This window comes from Streptomyces sp. NPDC024017, assembly GCF_040638895.1.
Classification (GTDB): domain Bacteria; phylum Actinomycetota; class Actinomycetes; order Streptomycetales; family Streptomycetaceae; genus Streptomyces.
In genome coordinates, this window is record NZ_JBEZYZ010000002.1 from 629,236 (window position 1) to 646,002 (window position 16,767).

Here is a 16,767-nt window from a genome sequence, read left to right on the forward strand (position 1 = left end):
CCTTCGGCGGTCCCAGCTGCGGAATCCGTCCCCGGGGTCACTCGAACATCCGCCCGTCACGGGATAGCCTCGCGCCCATGGCGAACGGTCAGTGGTACCCCCCGGAGTGGCCGGACCGCATCCGTGCACTCGCGGCCGGCACCCTCACCCCGGTGACCCCGAAGCGCGCGGCCACCGTCATGCTCCTGAAGGACACCGGCAGCGGCACGGCCGTCCACATGCTGCGCAGACGCGCCTCCATGGCCTTCGCCGGGGGCGCGTACGCGTATCCGGGCGGCGGTGTCGACCCGCGCGACGACGACCACCACGTCCGCTGGGCGGGCCCCACGCGCGCGTGGTGGGCGGACCGGCTCGGCGTCGACGAGACGGCGGCCCAGGCGATCGTCTGCGCGGCCGTACGCGAGACGTACGAGGAGGCGGGCGTGCTGCTCGCCGGGCCGGCCTCCGACTCGGTCGTCGGTGACACCACGGGAGCCGACTGGGAGGCGGACCGGGCCGCCCTGGTCGCCCGGGACCTGTCCTTCGCGGAGTTCCTGGACCGGCGCGGCCTGGTCCTGCGCTCCGACCTGCTCGGCGCCTGGACCCGCTGGATCACCCCGGAGTTCGAGGCCCGCCGCTACGACACCTGGTTCTTCGTGGCCGCGCTCCCCGAGGGCCAGCGCACCCGCAACGCCTCCACGGAAGCCGACCGCACGGTGTGGATCGCCCCGCGCGAGGCGGCGGCCGGGTACGACAAGGGCGAGCTGCTGATGATGCCGCCGACCATCGCGACCCTGCGCCAGCTGACGGCGTACGAGACGCCCTCCCAGGCGCTCGATGCCGCCCCGGGGCGTGACCTCACGCCCGTCCTGGCCACCGCCCGCCTGGTGGACGGGGAGATCGTGCTCTCCTGGCCGGGCCACGACGAGTTCACCAAGCACATCGCGACCGGTGGAGCCACCGCATGACGGACGCAAGCGCCCTTCCCGGACAGCCCCGCGGCGGGGTCCTCTCGGGGCCCGCCACCGCGCGAGCCGTCAACGTGCTGGCCCCCAACGCGTCGGCGATGACCCTGGACGGCACCAACACCTGGATCGTCTCCGAGCCCGATTCGGACCTGGCCGTGGTGGTCGACCCGGGGCCGCTGGACGACGGACACCTGCGCCAGGTCGTCGCCACGGCCGAGCAGGCCGGCAAGCGCGTCGCCCTCACCCTGCTGACCCACGGCCACCCCGACCACGCCGAGGGCGCCGCCCGGTTCGCCGAACTGACCGGCACGCGCGTGCGTGCCCTCGACCCGGCCCTGCGGCTGGGCGACGAGGGACTGGGCGCCGGAGACGTCGTCACCACCGGCGGCCTGGAACTGCGCGTCGTGCCGACCCCCGGCCACACCGCCGACTCCCTCTGTTTCCACCTCCCGGCCGACCAGGCGGTCCTCACCGGCGACACGATCCTCGGCCGCGGCACGACAGTCGTGGCCCACCCCGACGGCCGCCTCGGTGACTACCTGGACTCCCTGCGCCGCCTGCGCTCCCTCACGGTCGACGACGGCGTCCACACGGTCCTGCCGGGCCACGGCCCGGTGCTGGACGACGCCCAGGGGGCCGTCGAGTACTACCTCGCCCACCGCGCCACCCGCCTGGCTCAGGTCGAGACGGCCGTCGAGGACGGCTACCGCACCGCTCCGCAGGTCGTCGCCCGCGTCTACGCCGACGTGGACCGCTCCCTGTGGCCGGCGGCGGAACTGTCGGTACGCGCGCAGATGGACTATCTGGAGGAGCACGGGCTCATCTAGCACGGGCCCGTCCGACCCAGCCGGACACGACGTCGGGCCCCGTCTCGTGAGGAGACGGGGCCCGATGACGTACGGCCAGATGTGCGCGTCAGCGTGAGCGCTTGGCGAGGCGTTCCACGTCCAGGAGGATCACCGCGCGGGCCTCCAGGCGCAGCCAGCCGCGCTGGGCGAAGTCCGCGAGGGCCTTGTTGACCGTCTCGCGGGACGCGCCGACCAGTTGGGCCAGCTCCTCCTGCGTGAGGTCGTGCACGACGTGGATGCCCTCCTCGGACTGCACGCCGAACCGGCGCGACAGGTCGAGCAGGGCGCGGGCGACACGGCCCGGGACGTCCGAGAAGACGAGGTCCGACATCGCGTCGTTGGTCTTGCGCAGCCGGCGTGCGACAGCGCGCAGCAGTGCCGTGGCCACCTCCGGGCGGGCGTTCAGCCAGGGCTGGAGGTCGCCGTGGCCGAGGCCGAGCAGCTTGACCTCGGTCAGTGCCGTGGCGGTCGCGGTGCGCGGGCCCGGGTCGAACAGCGACAGCTCGCCGATGAGCTCGCTGGGGCCGACCACGGCCAGCATGTTCTCGCGGCCGTCGGGGGACGTGCGGTGGAGCTTCACCTTGCCCTCCGTGACCACGTACAGGCGGTCACCGGGGTCGCCCTCATGGAACAGCGAGTCACCGCGGGCGAGGGTCACCTCACTCATGGAGGCGCGGAGCTCCGCGGCCTGCTCGTCATCGAGCGCCGCGAAGAGCGGATTGCGCCGCAGAACGTCGTCCACGAGTTCTCTCCTATTCGACCTGCTCAGGGGATCTTGCTCCCCCGTGTACCGAGGGACCGTGGTGCCCATTTTGTCGGGCGGTCCAAACAGTGTGATCTGTCACAAGGATGCCGCACACGTGTCCCGGGGTACGCGGCAGGGGTCCAATTGGGCGCCGATCTTCAGGGGCCGGGGCGGATGCCGGTGCCGGGCCTTAGGCTGGCCGGGTGTCCAAATCGCCGGTGAGAGCACAGGCCGAGGGGGCTGCGCGGGTGGTTGTACGTCGCGATTCCGCTGTGGGCGAACGGAGCCCCGATGGCGGTAGGAAAACGGCGAAAGAGAACAAGACGGAACCGGTGAAGAAGGCCGCTTCCGCGAAGAAGGCGGCGACGGCCAAGAAGGCCACGTCCACGAAGAAGGCGGCGACGGCGAAGAAGGCTGCCTCCAGGACGTCCGCGGCGTCCGCGACGTCCGCGGCCAAGAAGGCCTCGAAGGGCGCCGCCGTGAAGAAGGCCCCGGCCGCCAAGAAGGTCGTGGTCGCGCCCAAGAAGGCCACCGCCCGCCTCAAGGGCACCGCCCCCGCCAAGACGGTCGTCCACCCGCCGGGCGACGAGTCGCGCACCGCCCTGGTCCGCCGGGCCCGCCGCATCAACCGCGAGCTCGCCGAGGTCTTTCCGTACGCGCACCCCGAGCTGGACTTCGAGAACCCCTTCCAACTGGTCGTCGCCACGGTCCTGTCCGCCCAGACGACCGACCTGCGCGTCAACCAGACGACACCCTCCCTCTTCGCCAAGTACCCGACCCCGGAGGACCTGGCCGCCGCCAACCCCGAGGAGGTGGAGGAGATCCTCCGCCCGTGCGGCTTCTTCCGGGCCAAGACGAAGTCGGTGATAGGGCTGTCGAAGGCCCTCGTGGAGGACTTCGGCGGTGAGGTGCCCGGCCGGCTCGAGGACCTGGTCAAGCTGCCCGGCGTCGGCCGCAAGACCGCGTTCGTCGTGCTCGGCAACGCCTTCGGGCGCCCCGGCATCACCGTGGACACCCACTTCCAGCGCCTGGTGCGCCGCTGGCAGTGGACCGGCGAGACCGACCCGGACAAGATCGAGGCCGCCATCGGTGCGCTCTTCCCGAAGAGCGACTGGACGGATCTCTCGCATCACGTGATCTGGCACGGCCGCCGCATCTGCCACGCCCGCAAGCCCGCGTGCGGCGCCTGCCCGATCGCCCCGCTCTGCCCGGCCTACGGCGAGGGCGAGACCGACCCGGAGAAGGCGAAGAAGCTCCTCAAGTACGAGAAGGGCGGCTTCCCGGGCCAGCGCCTGAAACCCCCACAGGCCTACCTGGACGCGGGCGGCAAACCGGCGCCGCCGCTGGGGGCCGGATGACCTGCGCGAGCCGCCCGACGCGCCGCCCGTTCAGGGGATCCCGGGCGTCCGCGGAACGATCTCAGGGCCGTGGTGCGTTGGATGCGGCAGGACGACGGGGGTGGCGATGACGCGTGCGAGCGACACACAGGGTGGGCCGGTGGCGCTGAGCAAGGACGGGCTGCCCGGCTGGCTGGACCCGGTGGTGCACGCCGTGGAGACGGTCCGGCCGAGGCAGCTGAGCCGGTTCCTGCCGCCGGAGGACGGGGCGGGGCGGCAGTCCGCCGTGCTGGTCCTGTTCGGCGAGGGCGCGCGCGGACCGGAGCTGTTGCTCATGGAGCGCGCGAGCTCCCTGCGCTCGCACGCCGGCCAGCCCTCCTTCCCGGGCGGCGCCCTCGACCCGGAGGACGGCGACCCGAGCGGTGACGGCCCGCTGCGGGCCGCGCTGCGCGAGGCCGAGGAGGAGACCGGCCTCGACCCCTCCGGCGTCCAGCTCTTCGGCGCCCTGCCCAGGCTCTACATCCCGGTCAGCGGCTTCGTCGTCACCCCCGTGCTGGGCTGGTGGCGCGAACCGAGCCCGGTCGGAGTCGTCGATCCGAACGAAACCGCCAGGGTCTTCACCGTCCCCGTGGTGGATCTCACGGATCCGGCCAACCGGGCGACCGCCGTCCACCCCAGCGGCCACCGAGGTCCGGCATTCCTGGTCGAATCAGCCCTTGTCTGGGGTTTCACGGCCGGAATCATCGACCGGCTGCTGCACTTCGCGGGCTGGGAGCGGCCCTGGGACCGCGAGAAGCAGGTCCCGCTCGACTGGCGCGCATGACAGGGTGGCCTCCGTGAACGTGCTGGACATCTTGTTGCTGGTCGCCGCCGTGTGGTTCGCGGTCGTGGGGTACCGCCAGGGGTTCGTCGTCGGCATCCTGTCGGTGATCGGCTTCCTGGGCGGCGGCCTCGTAGCCGTCTACGTGCTGCCCGTCATCTGGGACGCGCTGACCGACAACGCGGAGGTGAGCACGACCGCCGCCGTCGTCGCGGTCGTCGTCGTCATCGTCTGCGCATCCGTCGGCCAGGCCCTCACCACCCACCTCGGCAACAAGCTGCGCCGGCACATCACCTGGTCCCCGGCCCGGGCCCTCGACGCCACCGGCGGCGCCCTGGTCAACGTCGTGGCGATGCTCCTGGTCGCCTGGCTGATCGGCTCCGCCCTCGCGGGCACGACGCTGCCGACGCTCGGCAAGGAAGTCCGCAACTCCAAGGTGCTGCTGGGCGTCTCACAGGCCCTGCCGGACCAGGCCGCCACCTGGTTCGCGGACTTCTCCTCCGTCCTCGCGCAGAACGGCTTCCCGCAGGTCTTCAGCCCGTTCTCGAACGAGCCGATCACCGACGTCCGGCCCCCGGACCCGGCGCTGGCCGACAGCCCGGTGGCCGCCCGCGCCCAGCGCTCCATCGTCAAGGTCATGGGCACCGCCCCGAGCTGCGGCAAGGTCCTGGAGGGCACCGGCTTCGTCTTCGCCGACCGCCGCGTGATGACCAACGCGCACGTGGTGGGCGGAGTCGACGAACCGACCGTGCAGATAGGCGGCGAGGGCAAGAAGTACGACGCCAAGGTCGTGCTCTACGACTGGCGGCGCGACATCGCCGTCCTCGACGTGCCCGATCTCAGGGCGCCCGTGCTGCGGTTCACCCCGAAGGACGCGAGCAGCGGCGACAACGCCATCGTCGCGGGCTTCCCGGAGAACGGCGCGTACGACGTGCGGGCCGCACGCGTGCGTGGCCGCATCACGGCCAACGGCCCGGACATCTACCACCGCGGCACGGTCCGCCGCGACGTCTACTCCCTCTACGCCACCGTCCGCCAGGGCAACTCCGGCGGCCCGCTGCTCACACCCGACGGCAAGGTCTACGGCGTCGTCTTCGCCAAGTCGCTCGACGACGCCGAGACGGGATACGCGCTGACCGTGGACGAGATCCAGGACGACATCACCAAGGGGCGCACCGCCAACCGACAGGTGGGCAGCGACAGCTGCGCCCTCTAGGGACGGCCCTGGAACGGCGGGTGTCGGGGTGTCACTCGCGCGAGGGACACCTCAGTCGCGTGTGTGGCGCAGACGTACGGAGACCCAGCGGGCCCGGCGGCGGAGGATACGCGGAATCCCGACCCTGGGATCCGCGGTCGCCATGTGCGGTGCGCCGCTTCGCCGGTGGGGGTTCGCACCGCCCGCCGAGCGGCGATTGCGGGTTGCGTCACTGTAGTCGTGCGTCCAGCCCATACCCCGACGTCTGCCCCCGCCCCATGGTCCATAACCGCGCCAGGGGCGTCCAATTGGCCTATGCGCCAGGCAAGTGGCCGTTCGTAGGACAAGCGTTCACGGGGCGGTACCGGGCGGGGTTGATCGGTCACCGATCGGGTTCGGGATCCCGCAGCCAGTTGATGAGTTCCGAGGAGAACGCGACCGGGTCCTCCTCGTGCGGGAAGTGGCCGAGGCCGTCGAACAGGCGCCAGCGATAGGGGGCTTCGACGTACTCGCCGGACCCGGCCGCGCTGCGCGTGCGCATCACGGGGTCGAGCGAGCCGTGCAGATGGAGGGTCGGCACCCGCACGGGCCGCTTCATCCGCCGGTTGAACTGGATGCCGTCCGGGCGCGCCAGGGAGCGCACCATCCAGCGGTACGGCTCGACCGCGCAGTGCGCCGCGGAGGGGATGCACATGGCGCGGCGGTACGTCTCCAGCGCCTCGTCCTCGGGCGGTCGCGGCCCGGACCACTCCTGGATCAGCTCTGCCACGAGCGCCCCGTCGTCGGCGGTGAGCTGCCGCTCCGGGATCCAGGGCCGCTGGAACCCCCAGATGTGTGAACCGGCGCGGGTCTGCTTGACGTCTCGCAGCATGGCCGAGCGCCAGCGCCGCGGGTGCGGCATGGACGCGACCGCCAGCCGCCGCACCAGCTTGGGGCGCATCGCGGCCGCCGTCCACGCGAGGTATCCGCCCAGGTCGTGGCCGACCAGCGCGGCGTCGGGCTCGCCGAGGGAGCGGATGACACCGGTGACGTCGAGCGCGAGGTTGGCGGGGTCGTAGCCGCGTGGTGTGCGGTCGCTGCCGCCGACGCCCCGCAGGTCCATGGCGACGGCCCGGAAGCCCGCGTCGGCGAGTGCCACCAGCTGGTGCCGCCACGTCCACCAGAACTGCGGGAAGCCGTGCAGCAGCAGCACCAGCGGCCCGTCGCCCAGCTCGGCGATGTGGAAGCGGGCGCCGTTGGCGGCGACGTCGCGATGGCTCCAGGGGCCGTCGAGCAGGACGGCCGGAGCCGGTGGTGCCGGGGGTGTGTCGGGGTCCGTCATGAGGACGAGCGTGCCACAGCCTCGATGGCCTCGGGGACCCGGTCCTGCGGGAGCTCCGGACGCGGGTGCGGCTTGGCCTTCTGCAGCACGACCGCACTCTCCTTCATCGAGGCGGCGACCTTCTGCGGGCCCTTGCTCTTCTTGGCCTTCTTCGCGAAGACCATGCCGACCAGCGCGAGCACGAGGGCGACCAGCACGTTCGCCGCGAACGACAGCAGGAAGCAGACCGCGAGGTTCCAGTCGCTCCAGGTGCGGATGCCGTAGGCCAGCGCGAAGTTCAGCATCGGCAGGGAGAAGAGCAGCACCGCGCCGGCCGCCGAGAAGGCGCCGCCGCTGGTCGCGCCGCGCTTCACGTCCTGCTTGAGCTGCGCCTTCGCCAGCGCGATCTCGTCGTGCACCAGCGCCGACATTTCCGTCGTCGCCGAGGCGAACAGCTGGCCGATGCTGCGTTCGGCGCCGACCGGGCTGCCGTCGGGTGCGCTCATCGCGGTCTCCCTCTTCTGCGTACGGTCCGATGTCCGCGTCTTCTGCCTGACTCGCCACAGTCGTCCGACTGCGTACGGCCCGGCTGCGTACGGTCCCGTCTTTTGTACCGTCTCGTCAGATCATGCCGGACGGTGGTGGTCATCGCCTGCCCCGCCCGGTACTTCGGCAAGCCCGTGGCGCTCGGCTGCCTTCTCCTGGGCGATCCGGCGGTGTTCGGCGGCCTTGCGCTCGTAGAGCGCGGCGAGCCGCAGGTGGTACGCCGGCTCGTCCTCCTCGTAGATGTCCGGGATGCCGTCGGCGTCCTCGTCGCGCTCCTCTTCCTCCCACAGACGGCGGTACTTGGCGTTCCGCATTTTCAGCAGGACGGTCGCGAGTGTCGCGGCGATCAGCGAGCCCAGCAGGACGGCCGCCTTGACCTCGTTCGTCATCGCCTGGTCGCCCTCGAAGGCGAGTTCGCCGATGAGCAGCGAGACGGTGAACCCGATGCCGGCGAGGGCCGCCACGGCGAACACGTCCGCCCAGGCGAGGTCGTCGCTGAGTGACGCCCGGGTGAAACGGGCGGCCAGCCACGTCCCGCCGAAGATGCCGAGGGCCTTGCCGAGGACGAGCCCGAGGACCACACCGAGGGTCTCGGGCCTGGTGAACACGTCGGCGAGCGCTCCGCCGGACACTGCGACACCCGCGCTGAACAGAGCGAACAGCGGGACGGCCAGCCCCGCCGACAGGGGTCGTACGAGGTGCTCGACGCGCTCGCCGGGGGAGCGGTCCTCGCCCTCGCGGCGGTGGCAGCGCAGCATCAGGCCCATGGCGACGCCGGCGATGGTGGCGTGGATGCCGCTGTTGTACATCAGCGCCCAGACGACGAGGGCGAGCGGCACGTACACGTACCAGCCGCGTACGCCCTTGCGCAGCAGCAGCCAGAAGAGCACCAGTCCGGCGACGGCGCCGCCGAGCGCGGCGAAGTTCAGGTCGGCCGTGAAGAAGACGGCGATGATCAGGATCGCGAAGAGGTCGTCGACGACGGCCAGCGTGAGCAGGAAGGCCCGCAGCGCGCTCGGCAGGGACGTCCCGATGACGGCGAGCACGGCGAGCGCGAAGGCGATGTCGGTGGCGGTCGGCACGGCCCAGCCGGCCAGGGAGCCACCGCCGGTGACGTTGGTGAGGGTGTAGACGAGCGCCGGTACGGCCATGCCGCACAGGGCGGCGACGACCGGGAGTGCGGCGGCCTTCGGGTCGCGCAGGTCGCCCGCGACGAGTTCCCGCTTGAGCTCGATCCCGGCGACGAAGAAGAACACCGCCAGCAGTCCGTCGGCGGCCCAGTGCGCGACGGACAGGTCGAGGCCGAGGGCGGCGGGGCCCAGGTGGAAGTGGGAGACGCTCTCGTAGCTGTCGTGCAGCGCGGGGATGTTCGCCCAGAGCAGCGCGGTGACCGCGGCGACGAGCAGTAGCACCCCGCCGACGGTCTCGGTGCGCAGCGCGTCCGCCACATAGGTCCGCTCGGGCAGCGACAACCGGCCGAAGAGTTTGTGGGGGGTGTTGGAACGGGGCGCGGTCACGGGGGAGACCTCCGGTCGGTGGGCAGGACGAAACGCATGCCGACCAGACTTCCCGGCGCACCATGGAGCACTTGTGTTGCTTAGTTTAGGTAAACGTACGGCCGTGCGCATCCGCGGTCTTCGCCGCCGCGGCGCCCTGACCGAGGGCACCCGATCGTGCGGGTGCCCTCCGTCAGCTTCGCCATGCCGGTGCCGCGATCAGTCCTCGCTGGGCGCGGCGGGCAGCTTGGCCTGGATGAGGTCCATGACCGTGGAGTCGGTCAGCGTGGTGACGTCACCCAGCTGGCGGTTCTCGGCGACGTCCCGCAGCAGACGGCGCATGATCTTGCCGGAGCGGGTCTTGGGCAGCTCGGCCACCGGCAGGATCCGCTTGGGCTTGGCGATCGGGCCGAGGGTGTTGCCGACGTGGGTGCGCAGTTCGGCGACCAGTGTCTCGGTCTCGGTGGCCGTGCCGCGCAGGATGACGAAGGCGACGATGGCCTGTCCGGTCGTCTCGTCCGCCGCGCCGACCACGGCCGCCTCGGCGACCGAGGGGTGGGAGACGAGCGCGGACTCCACCTCGGTGGTGGAGATGTTGTGCCCGGAGACGAGCATGACGTCGTCGACCCGGCCCAGCAGCCAGATGTCGCCGTCGTCGTCCTTCTTGGCGCCGTCACCGGCGAAGTACTTGCCCTCGAAGCGCGACCAGTAGGTGTCGATGAAGCGCTGGTCGTCGCCCCAGATGGTGCGCAGCATCGACGGCCACGGCTCGGTCAGCACCAGGTAGCCGCCCCCGCCGTTCGGCACCTCGTTGGCCTCGTCGTCGACGACCGTCGCGGCGATGCCGGGCAGCGGCGTCTGCGCCGAGCCGGGCTTCGTCGCGGTCACGCCCGGCAGCGGGGTGATCATCATGGAGCCGGTCTCGGTCTGCCACCAGGTGTCGACGACCGGGGTGCGGTCGCCGCCGATGTTCTTGCGGTACCAGATCCACGCCTCGGGGTTGATCGGCTCGCCCACCGAGCCCAGCACACGCAGGCTGGACAGGTCGAACTTGGCGGGGATGTCGTCGCCCCACTTCATGAACGTACGGATCGCGGTCGGCGCGGTGTAGAGGATCGTCACGCCGTACTTCTGCACGATCTCCCAGAAGCGGCCCTGGTGCGGGGTGTCGGGCGTGCCCTCGTACATGACCTGCGTCGCGCCGTTCGCCAACGGGCCGTAGACGATGTACGAGTGGCCGGTGACCCAGCCGACGTCGGCGGTGCACCAGTAGACGTCGGTCTCCGGCTTGAGGTCGAAGACGGCGTGGTGGGTGTAGGCGGTCTGCGTGAGGTAGCCGCCGGAGGTGTGCAGGATGCCCTTCGGCTTACCCGTGGTGCCCGAGGTGTAGAGGATGAACAGCGGGTGCTCGGCGTTGAAGGCCTGCGGGGTGTGCTCCGCGCTCTGCCGCCCCACCAGGTCGTGCCACCACACGTCGCGGCCCTCGGTGAAGGCGACCTCCTGGCCCGTGCGGCGCACGACCAGGACGTGCTCGACGATGCCCGCCTTCTCGACGGCCTCGTCCACGGCCGGCTTGAGCGCGGACGGCTTGCCGCGCCGGTAGCCGCCGTCGGAGGTGATGATCACGCGCGCGTCGGCGTCCTGGATGCGGGTGGCGAGCGCGTCCGAGGAGAAGCCGCCGAAGACGACCGAGTGGGCGGCGCCGATCCGGGCGCAGGCCAGCATCGCGATCGCCGTCTCGGGGATCATCGGCATGTAGACGGCGACCCGGTCGCCCGCCTGGACTCCCAGCTCCAGCAGGGCGTTGGCGGCCTTGGAGACCTCGTCCTTCAGCTCGGCGTAGGTGATCGCGCGGCTGTCGCCGGGCTCGCCCTCGAAGTGGATCGCGACCCGGTCGCCGTGCCCCGCCTCGACATGCCGGTCGACGCAGTTGTAGGCGACGTTGAGCTCGCCGTCCTTGAACCACTTGGCGAAGGGCGGGTTCGACCAGTCGAGGGTCTCGGTGGGCTCCTTGGCCCAGGTCAGCCGACGGGCCTGCGCGGCCCAGAAGCCGAGCCTGTCAGCCTTGGCCTGTTCATACGCCTCCGCGGTGACGTTGGCGTTCGCGGCCAGGTCGGCGGGAGGTGCGAACCTGCGCTCTTCCTTGAGCAGGTTGGCCAGGCTCTCGTTGCTCACGGCATCTGCCTTTCCCAGGGTGTCCGTTGTGTCCCAGGCCACAGCTCATCAGACCCGGGGGTGCGATGACAAGGGCCGACCGCCGATTGGTTTAGACCTCTCGGGCGGTGCTGTCGGGGACCGGGGTCATCCGTACCCACGGACGCCGACCAGGGAAAGTTCAGTACGTCTGCTGCCCGTCACCCGCATCGCGGCGGAACCGAGGGGGAGGCGCGGCGGCGTTCAGGAGGGCCGAACGGCCGGACGGGGGCGTTGAGCGGTCGGCAGCCGTCCGGGGGGAAGGGGGGGCGGTCCGGTCCGGCGTTCCACAGGGTGTGCCCCCGGGGTCGGCCGGGGGCACACCCTCATCCGGTGCCGGGCGGGCACACATCCCGACCCGGCGCCCGGATCACGCCGTCAGGTCCGACTCCCGTACGCGGTCGAAGACACCGCCGGTGTCCGTCTCGGTGAGCAGGTACGCCTGGGCCTCGCCCACGTGGAAGTACATCCCGTGCAGCTCCAGGGCGCCCTTCTCGATGGCCCGGGCCACCGAGTCGTGGGCGCGCAGGTGCTCCAGCTGCTGGACGACGTTCGTCAGGCAGAGCTGCTCGACCGCGTCCTCGGGGGAGCGCCCGGCCAGCCTGCCCCAGAGCAGTCGGTCGTCGGCCATGCGCTCCAGGCTCGGCAGTCCGTGCCGCAGCCATCGCTTGAGCGGGGTCCGGGCGCCGCCGGGCTCGGAGTCGAGCAGCGCCTGCATGGCGCCGCAACCCGAGTGCCCGCACACCGTGATGGACCGCACCTGGAGCACGTCCACGGCGTACTCGATCGCGGCCGAAACCGAGTCGTCGCCGCTCTCCTCGCCCGGACGCGGGACGAGGTTGCCCACGTTGCGCACGACGAACAGGTCGCCCGGACCACTGGAGGTGATCATCGATGTGACCAGCCGGGAGTCGGCGCAGGTCAGGAAGAGCTGCGAAGGCCGCTGCCCCTCACGCGCCAGCCGGGCCAGCTCGGTGCGCACCAGGGGTGCGGTGTTGCGCTGGAACGCGCTGATGCCACGCGCCAGTTCGTGCCCGCCGGCTCCGCCCGTGCCCGTCGGGTCCGGCTCGGAGCGGTCCGCCCCGTCCGGGTTCTCGCCGGAGGGGGATGCGGACTGGGGGCGGTCGCACTGGTGGTTGAGCCAGGGTGTCCAGGGCCGGCAGCGGCAGCTGGTGAAGGTCTGGGGCTCGGAGATACGGGTGCCGGAATGGCGGCCGGTGATCTCCACGGTGCCCCCCTGCGCGGTGTGCGTCTTCTGCCAGTCCTGCAACGTCTCGAACGCCGCGTGGTCCATGAACGAGCCGTCCAGCTCGACGACGGCGTCGACACCGTGGGGCACGCGATGCAGGACCCGGCTCAGCCGGGGCACCGCGAGGAAGGTCAACTGGCCTCTGACGTGTACGTGATGGACTCCTTCCCTCTCTTCGTGCGTGATGCGGGTGCGGGTGAGGCGGTGCAGGGCGACGCCGACGGCCATGGCGATGCCGAGCGCCACGCCCTCCAGGACGCCGAGGGAGACCACGCCGAGGGTGGTGACGGCGTAGACCCAGACTTCCCGGTGGCGGGTCACCGTGCGGATGTGGTTCAGGGACACCATCTGGATGCCGACGGCCATCACCAGGGCGGCGAGCGAGGCGAGCGGGATGAGCTCCAGGATCGGGACCATCAGCAGCGCGGCGATCACTACGAGAACGCCGTGCAGCATCGTGGAGTTCCGGCTGACCGCTCCGGCGTGCACATTCGCCGAACTTCGCACGGCGACACCGGCGATGGGCAGTCCGCCGAGCGAGCCGGAGACGATGTTGGCGGCACCCTGCCCGAGCAGTTCGCGGTCGAGGCGGGAACGCCCGACACGGGCGGACAGGCCCGGGCGGCCGGCCACCAGCTTGTCCACGGCGACCGCGCCGAGCAGCGACTGCACACTGCACACCAGCGTGGTGGTGAGCACGGCGGCGACCAGGCCGAGCACCGGCCCGTCGGGCAGTCCGGCCAGGGCGTGGTTGCTCCAGGACGGCAGGTCGACCTTGGGCAGGCGGAGCCCGGCGAGGGCGGCGGCCGCTGTCGCCCCGGCGACGGCGACGAGAGCGGCCGGGACCGTGCGCAGCAGGCGCCCGGCCCGGCCGGGCAGTCTCGGCCAGAGCAGCAGCAGCGCCAGGGTCAATACGCTCACCGACACGGCCGCGGGGCGCATGTGCGCCAACTGGGCGGGCAGCGCGCGGAGGTTGTCCGGGACGGAACTCTGCGGGGTGCCGCCGAGCACGATGTGCAACTGGGCGACGGCGATGGTGACGCCGATCCCGGCGAGCATGCCGTGCACGATGGCGGGGCTGACGGCGAGGGCGCCACGGGCCACGCGCAGGCAGCCCAGGCCGAGTTGGGCGAGGCCGGCGAGGACGGTGATGGCGCAGGTCGTACGCCAGCCGTAGCGCTGGATGAGGTCGGCGGTGACGACGGTGAGTCCGGCGGCCGGTCCGCTCACCTGGAGCGGGGAGCCGCCGAGCCGCCCGGCGACCAGCCCGCCCACGGCGGCGGCGACGAGGCCGGCCTGGAGGGGGGCGCCGGTCGCGAGGGCGATGCCCAGGGACAGGGGCAGGGCGATCAGGAAGACCGCGATCGAGGCCGACACATCGGCACCCGCGATCCGGAATCGGCGGGGTCCGGTCGGCGGCGGACTGTGGGGCGGATGAGTGCGCTCGGTTCGGTTCGGGTCGGCGGCGCGTGTGGGGACGCAGGCTGACATGGGTTCCCGTCTCCTCCGGGGCTGCGCGGTCGCGTAACTGAGGGATCCCGCACGGGGCGGGGTCGGTCGCGGCGGTCACGGCGTAAATCGGCGGGATGAATCAACGCTCGGTAAACGGATCGTAATGCAGAGTAAAGGACGAGCATAGACTTTACGGGCAAATGGGTGAATAGATCACCTAGAAGAGTGAAGTGGCTATTCGATCGGCTTGTCGTACTAATTCCTTCTCGATCTCGTGCGAATTTGGCGGCGCTGTCCGCACCCGAGAGAAGGAAGAAGGTGGGCGGAACATGGCCGCCACCCACAGGATCGCCGCGGGCTCCGTGATCGCCGCGGTCTGCGCCGCATCGCTCGCCGGCTGCGCGACCGGCACCCCCCGGCAGGAGACCCCCCAACCGAGGAAGGCGACGCCGGCACAGGCGCCGAAGAGCGCGGTCCGGCTGATCGGAGACGGCTCCACCGCCTACACCGGAGCCCAGCCGCACCTGCCCAAGCCCGAACGCCTGCGGCCCGGCCAGAAGCCCCCGCAGTTCGTCGTCTTCTCCTGGGACGGCGCGGGCGAGGACAGCCAGAAGCTGTTCTCCCACTTCCGCAAGGTCGCCAGGGAGAACAACGCGACCATGACGTACTTCCTGAGCGGCGTGTACATGCTGCCGGACGAGGAGCGCGACCAGTACCGGCCGCCGCAGCACTCGCCGGGCCGCTCCGACATCGGCTTCAACGACCGCCGCGGCATCGCCGCCACCGCGAAGCAGCTGCGTCTGGCGTGGCTGGAGGGCAACGAGATCGGCACCCATTTCAACGGCCACTTCTGCGGCAGCGGCGGTGGCGTCGGCGAGTGGTCGGTCGAGGACTGGAAGGACGAGATCTCCCAGGCCAAGCGGTTCGTGAAGACCTGGAAGACCAACACCGGCCTGAAGGGCGCGCCCCCGCTGCCCTTCGACTACGACAAGGAGCTCATCGGCGCCCGCACGCCCTGTCTGGAGGGTCAGCGCAACTTCATGAGGGCCGCCCGCGACCTGGGCTTCCGCTATGACACCAGCGGTGTCAACGACCAGGTCTGGCCGAAGCAGAAGCAGGGCCTGTGGGACGTGTCCATGCAGCTCGTGCCGTTCCCCGGCCACTCCTTCGAGCAGCTCACCATGGACTACAACTTCATGGTCAACCAGTCGGGCACCACCACCCAGGGCAACCCCGCCAAGTTCGACTTCTGGGGCGACCAGATGCGTGACGGCCTGCTCAAGGGCTTCTCACGGGCCTACCACGGCAACCGCGCGCCCCTGATCATCGGCAACCACTTCGAGTCCTGGAACGGCGGCACCTACATGCGGGCCGTCGAGGAGGTCATCGAGGCGGTGTGCACCAAGGAGGAGGTGCGCTGCGTCTCCTTCCGGCAGCTCGTCGACTGGCTGGACGCCCAGGATCCGAAGACGCTGGAGAAGCTGCGCACCCTCCAGGTCGGACAGGCGCCTAAGGAGGGCTGGGCGTCCTTCCTGTCGGACCGGCCGGCCCCGGCACCCAAGGGCGTACCCGGGGCTCCGGCGGCCGGGAAGTAGCCCTCCGGGCGGACACCGCCTGGCGCACGCGCGCGTGAAGAAGGCCACTCCGCCGTGGGACGGGTGCCCGGGGTGCGTAGGGTCGTACTCATGAGTACAGAAGGCGCGACCGCCGATCCCCTCGCGGCCCTGGGGTCGCTGCCCGGAGTGGCCGATTCCGTGGAGTCCGTACGCAAGGCCGTGGACCGGGTCTACGGGCACCGGGTCATGCGGCGGCGCAGCAATGCGATCACCTCCGAGGCCGCTCTGCGCGGCGCCCGCGGCTCGGCCGCACTGTCCGGAGCGGACTGGGCCCTGGAGGAGGTGCGCCGGCGTACGGACTTCAGCGGCGACGACGAGGCCCGCACCGTGGGTGCCGCCCTACGGCTCACCGCGGAGGCGGGCCAGCTGCTGTCGATCTGGCGGCAGTCGCCCCTGCGGGTGCTGGCCCGGCTGCACCTGGTGGCGGCCGCGGACAAGGCCGACCAGGTGGGGCGGCCCCGCAAGGAGGGCGAGCCGGTCGACGAGCCGCTCGTCGGGCTGCCGCTGCCGAGCGCCGCCGAGACGCACGGCAGGCTGGACGGACTGGCCGGACTGATCATCGCGGGCGGCTCCGCACCGGCGCTGGTGACGGCCGCCGTCGTGCATGGCGAACTGCTCGCGCTGCGCCCCTTCACGTCCCACAACGGCCTGGTCGCCCGCACGGCCGAGCGCATCGTCCTGGTCGGCAGCGGCCTGGACCCGAAGTCGGTCTGCGCGGCCGAGGTCGGCCACGCCGAGCTGGGACGCGACGCCTACCTGGAAGCCCTCGACGGGTACGTCTCCGGTACCCCGGAGGGCCTCGCCGCCTGGATCGCCCACTGTGGCAGGGCGGTCGAACTGGGGGCCCGCGAGTCGATGGCGGTGTGCGAGGCGCTGCAGCGCGGAGCGGCGTGACCTCGGCCGGCCGGAAAAATGATGCGGCGGTACGAGTTCTCGTACCGCCGCTGGCATGAGCATCGGGTTACCAAGCGTCCTCGATATATGCCCATCAGGCCGGGAACTTTGCCCGTTACCTGGTGCGGC

14 protein-coding genes are annotated in these 16,767 nt (G+C 71.4%); 7 read left to right on the top strand and 7 right to left on the bottom strand.

The features are described from left to right. The first annotated feature begins 77 nt into the window (after positions 1-77). Positions 78-947 (top strand): NUDIX hydrolase, encoded by an 870-nt coding sequence (locus tag AB0G20_RS07685; RefSeq protein WP_361297321.1) that lies wholly within the window; start codon positions 78-80, stop codon positions 945-947. Next, positions 944-1,774 carry an MBL fold metallo-hydrolase gene (locus AB0G20_RS07690; protein WP_361297324.1) on the top strand — a complete coding sequence of 277 codons (831 nt, stop codon included), beginning with the start codon at positions 944-946 and terminating at the stop codon, positions 1,772-1,774. The genes AB0G20_RS07685 and AB0G20_RS07690 overlap by 4 nt, the downstream gene beginning before the upstream one ends. Before the next feature lie 88 nt (positions 1,775-1,862). Here the strand turns inward: AB0G20_RS07690 and AB0G20_RS07695 are convergent, their stop codons facing one another. Further along, positions 1,863-2,537 carry a Crp/Fnr family transcriptional regulator gene (locus tag AB0G20_RS07695; RefSeq protein WP_020129286.1) on the bottom strand — a complete coding sequence of 225 codons (675 nt, stop codon included), beginning with the start codon at positions 2,535-2,537 and terminating at the stop codon, positions 1,863-1,865. Between the two features lie 335 nt (positions 2,538-2,872). Between AB0G20_RS07695 and nth the strand changes: the two genes are divergently transcribed. The 3 genes from nth (at position 2,873) to AB0G20_RS07710 (ending at position 5,913) form a co-directional block, all read left to right on the top strand. Continuing rightward, positions 2,873-3,898: an endonuclease III gene (gene nth, locus AB0G20_RS07700; protein ID WP_361297328.1), complete on the top strand. Its 1,026-nt coding sequence runs from the start codon at positions 2,873-2,875 to the stop codon at positions 3,896-3,898. A 106-nt stretch (positions 3,899-4,004) separates the two neighbouring features. Then, the gene (locus tag AB0G20_RS07705) at positions 4,005-4,700 is read left to right on the top strand and encodes a CoA pyrophosphatase (RefSeq protein ID WP_361297331.1); all 696 of its coding nucleotides are present in this window, start codon (positions 4,005-4,007) and stop codon (positions 4,698-4,700) included. 13 nt (positions 4,701-4,713) lie between these two features. Then, positions 4,714-5,913, top strand: a complete 1,200-nt coding sequence (locus AB0G20_RS07710) for a MarP family serine protease (protein WP_361297334.1) — start codon at positions 4,714-4,716, stop codon at positions 5,911-5,913. A 51-nt stretch (positions 5,914-5,964) separates the two neighbouring features. Here the strand turns inward: AB0G20_RS07710 and AB0G20_RS07715 are convergent, their stop codons facing one another. The 6 genes from AB0G20_RS07715 to AB0G20_RS07740 form a co-directional block, all read right to left on the bottom strand. Then, positions 5,965-6,147, bottom strand: a complete 183-nt coding sequence (locus AB0G20_RS07715; RefSeq protein WP_361297337.1) for a hypothetical protein — start codon at positions 6,145-6,147, stop codon at positions 5,965-5,967. Positions 6,148-6,274: 127 nt separating this feature from the next. Further along, positions 6,275-7,213 (bottom strand): alpha/beta hydrolase, encoded by a 939-nt coding sequence (locus AB0G20_RS07720; RefSeq protein WP_248510011.1) that lies wholly within the window; start codon positions 7,211-7,213, stop codon positions 6,275-6,277. Next, on the bottom strand, positions 7,210-7,698 hold the full coding sequence (locus AB0G20_RS07725) for a phage holin family protein (RefSeq protein ID WP_361297341.1): 489 nt from the start codon (positions 7,696-7,698) through the stop codon (positions 7,210-7,212). Before AB0G20_RS07725 ends, AB0G20_RS07720 begins: the two co-directional genes overlap by 4 nt. Before the next feature lie 120 nt (positions 7,699-7,818). After that, complete coding sequence (gene nhaA / locus AB0G20_RS07730) at positions 7,819-9,255, bottom strand: Na+/H+ antiporter NhaA (RefSeq protein ID WP_361297344.1); 1,437 nt, start codon at positions 9,253-9,255, stop codon at positions 7,819-7,821. 198 nt (positions 9,256-9,453) lie between these two features. Then, positions 9,454-11,409 carry an acetate--CoA ligase gene (gene acs, locus AB0G20_RS07735; protein WP_361297347.1) on the bottom strand — a complete coding sequence of 652 codons (1,956 nt, stop codon included), beginning with the start codon at positions 11,407-11,409 and terminating at the stop codon, positions 9,454-9,456. A gap of 388 nt (positions 11,410-11,797) precedes the next feature. Then, the gene (locus AB0G20_RS07740; RefSeq protein ID WP_361297350.1) at positions 11,798-14,167 is read right to left on the bottom strand and encodes a SulP family inorganic anion transporter; all 2,370 of its coding nucleotides are present in this window, start codon (positions 14,165-14,167) and stop codon (positions 11,798-11,800) included. Positions 14,168-14,457: 290 nt separating this feature from the next. Between AB0G20_RS07740 and AB0G20_RS07745 the strand changes: the two genes are divergently transcribed. Next, positions 14,458-15,723, top strand: coding sequence for a hypothetical protein (locus tag AB0G20_RS07745; RefSeq protein WP_361297353.1), 1,266 nt, complete (start codon positions 14,458-14,460; stop codon positions 15,721-15,723). A gap of 90 nt (positions 15,724-15,813) precedes the next feature. Next, on the top strand, positions 15,814-16,638 hold the full coding sequence (locus tag AB0G20_RS07750) for an oxidoreductase (RefSeq protein WP_361297356.1): 825 nt from the start codon (positions 15,814-15,816) through the stop codon (positions 16,636-16,638). Positions 16,639-16,767: the final 129 nt, after the last annotated feature.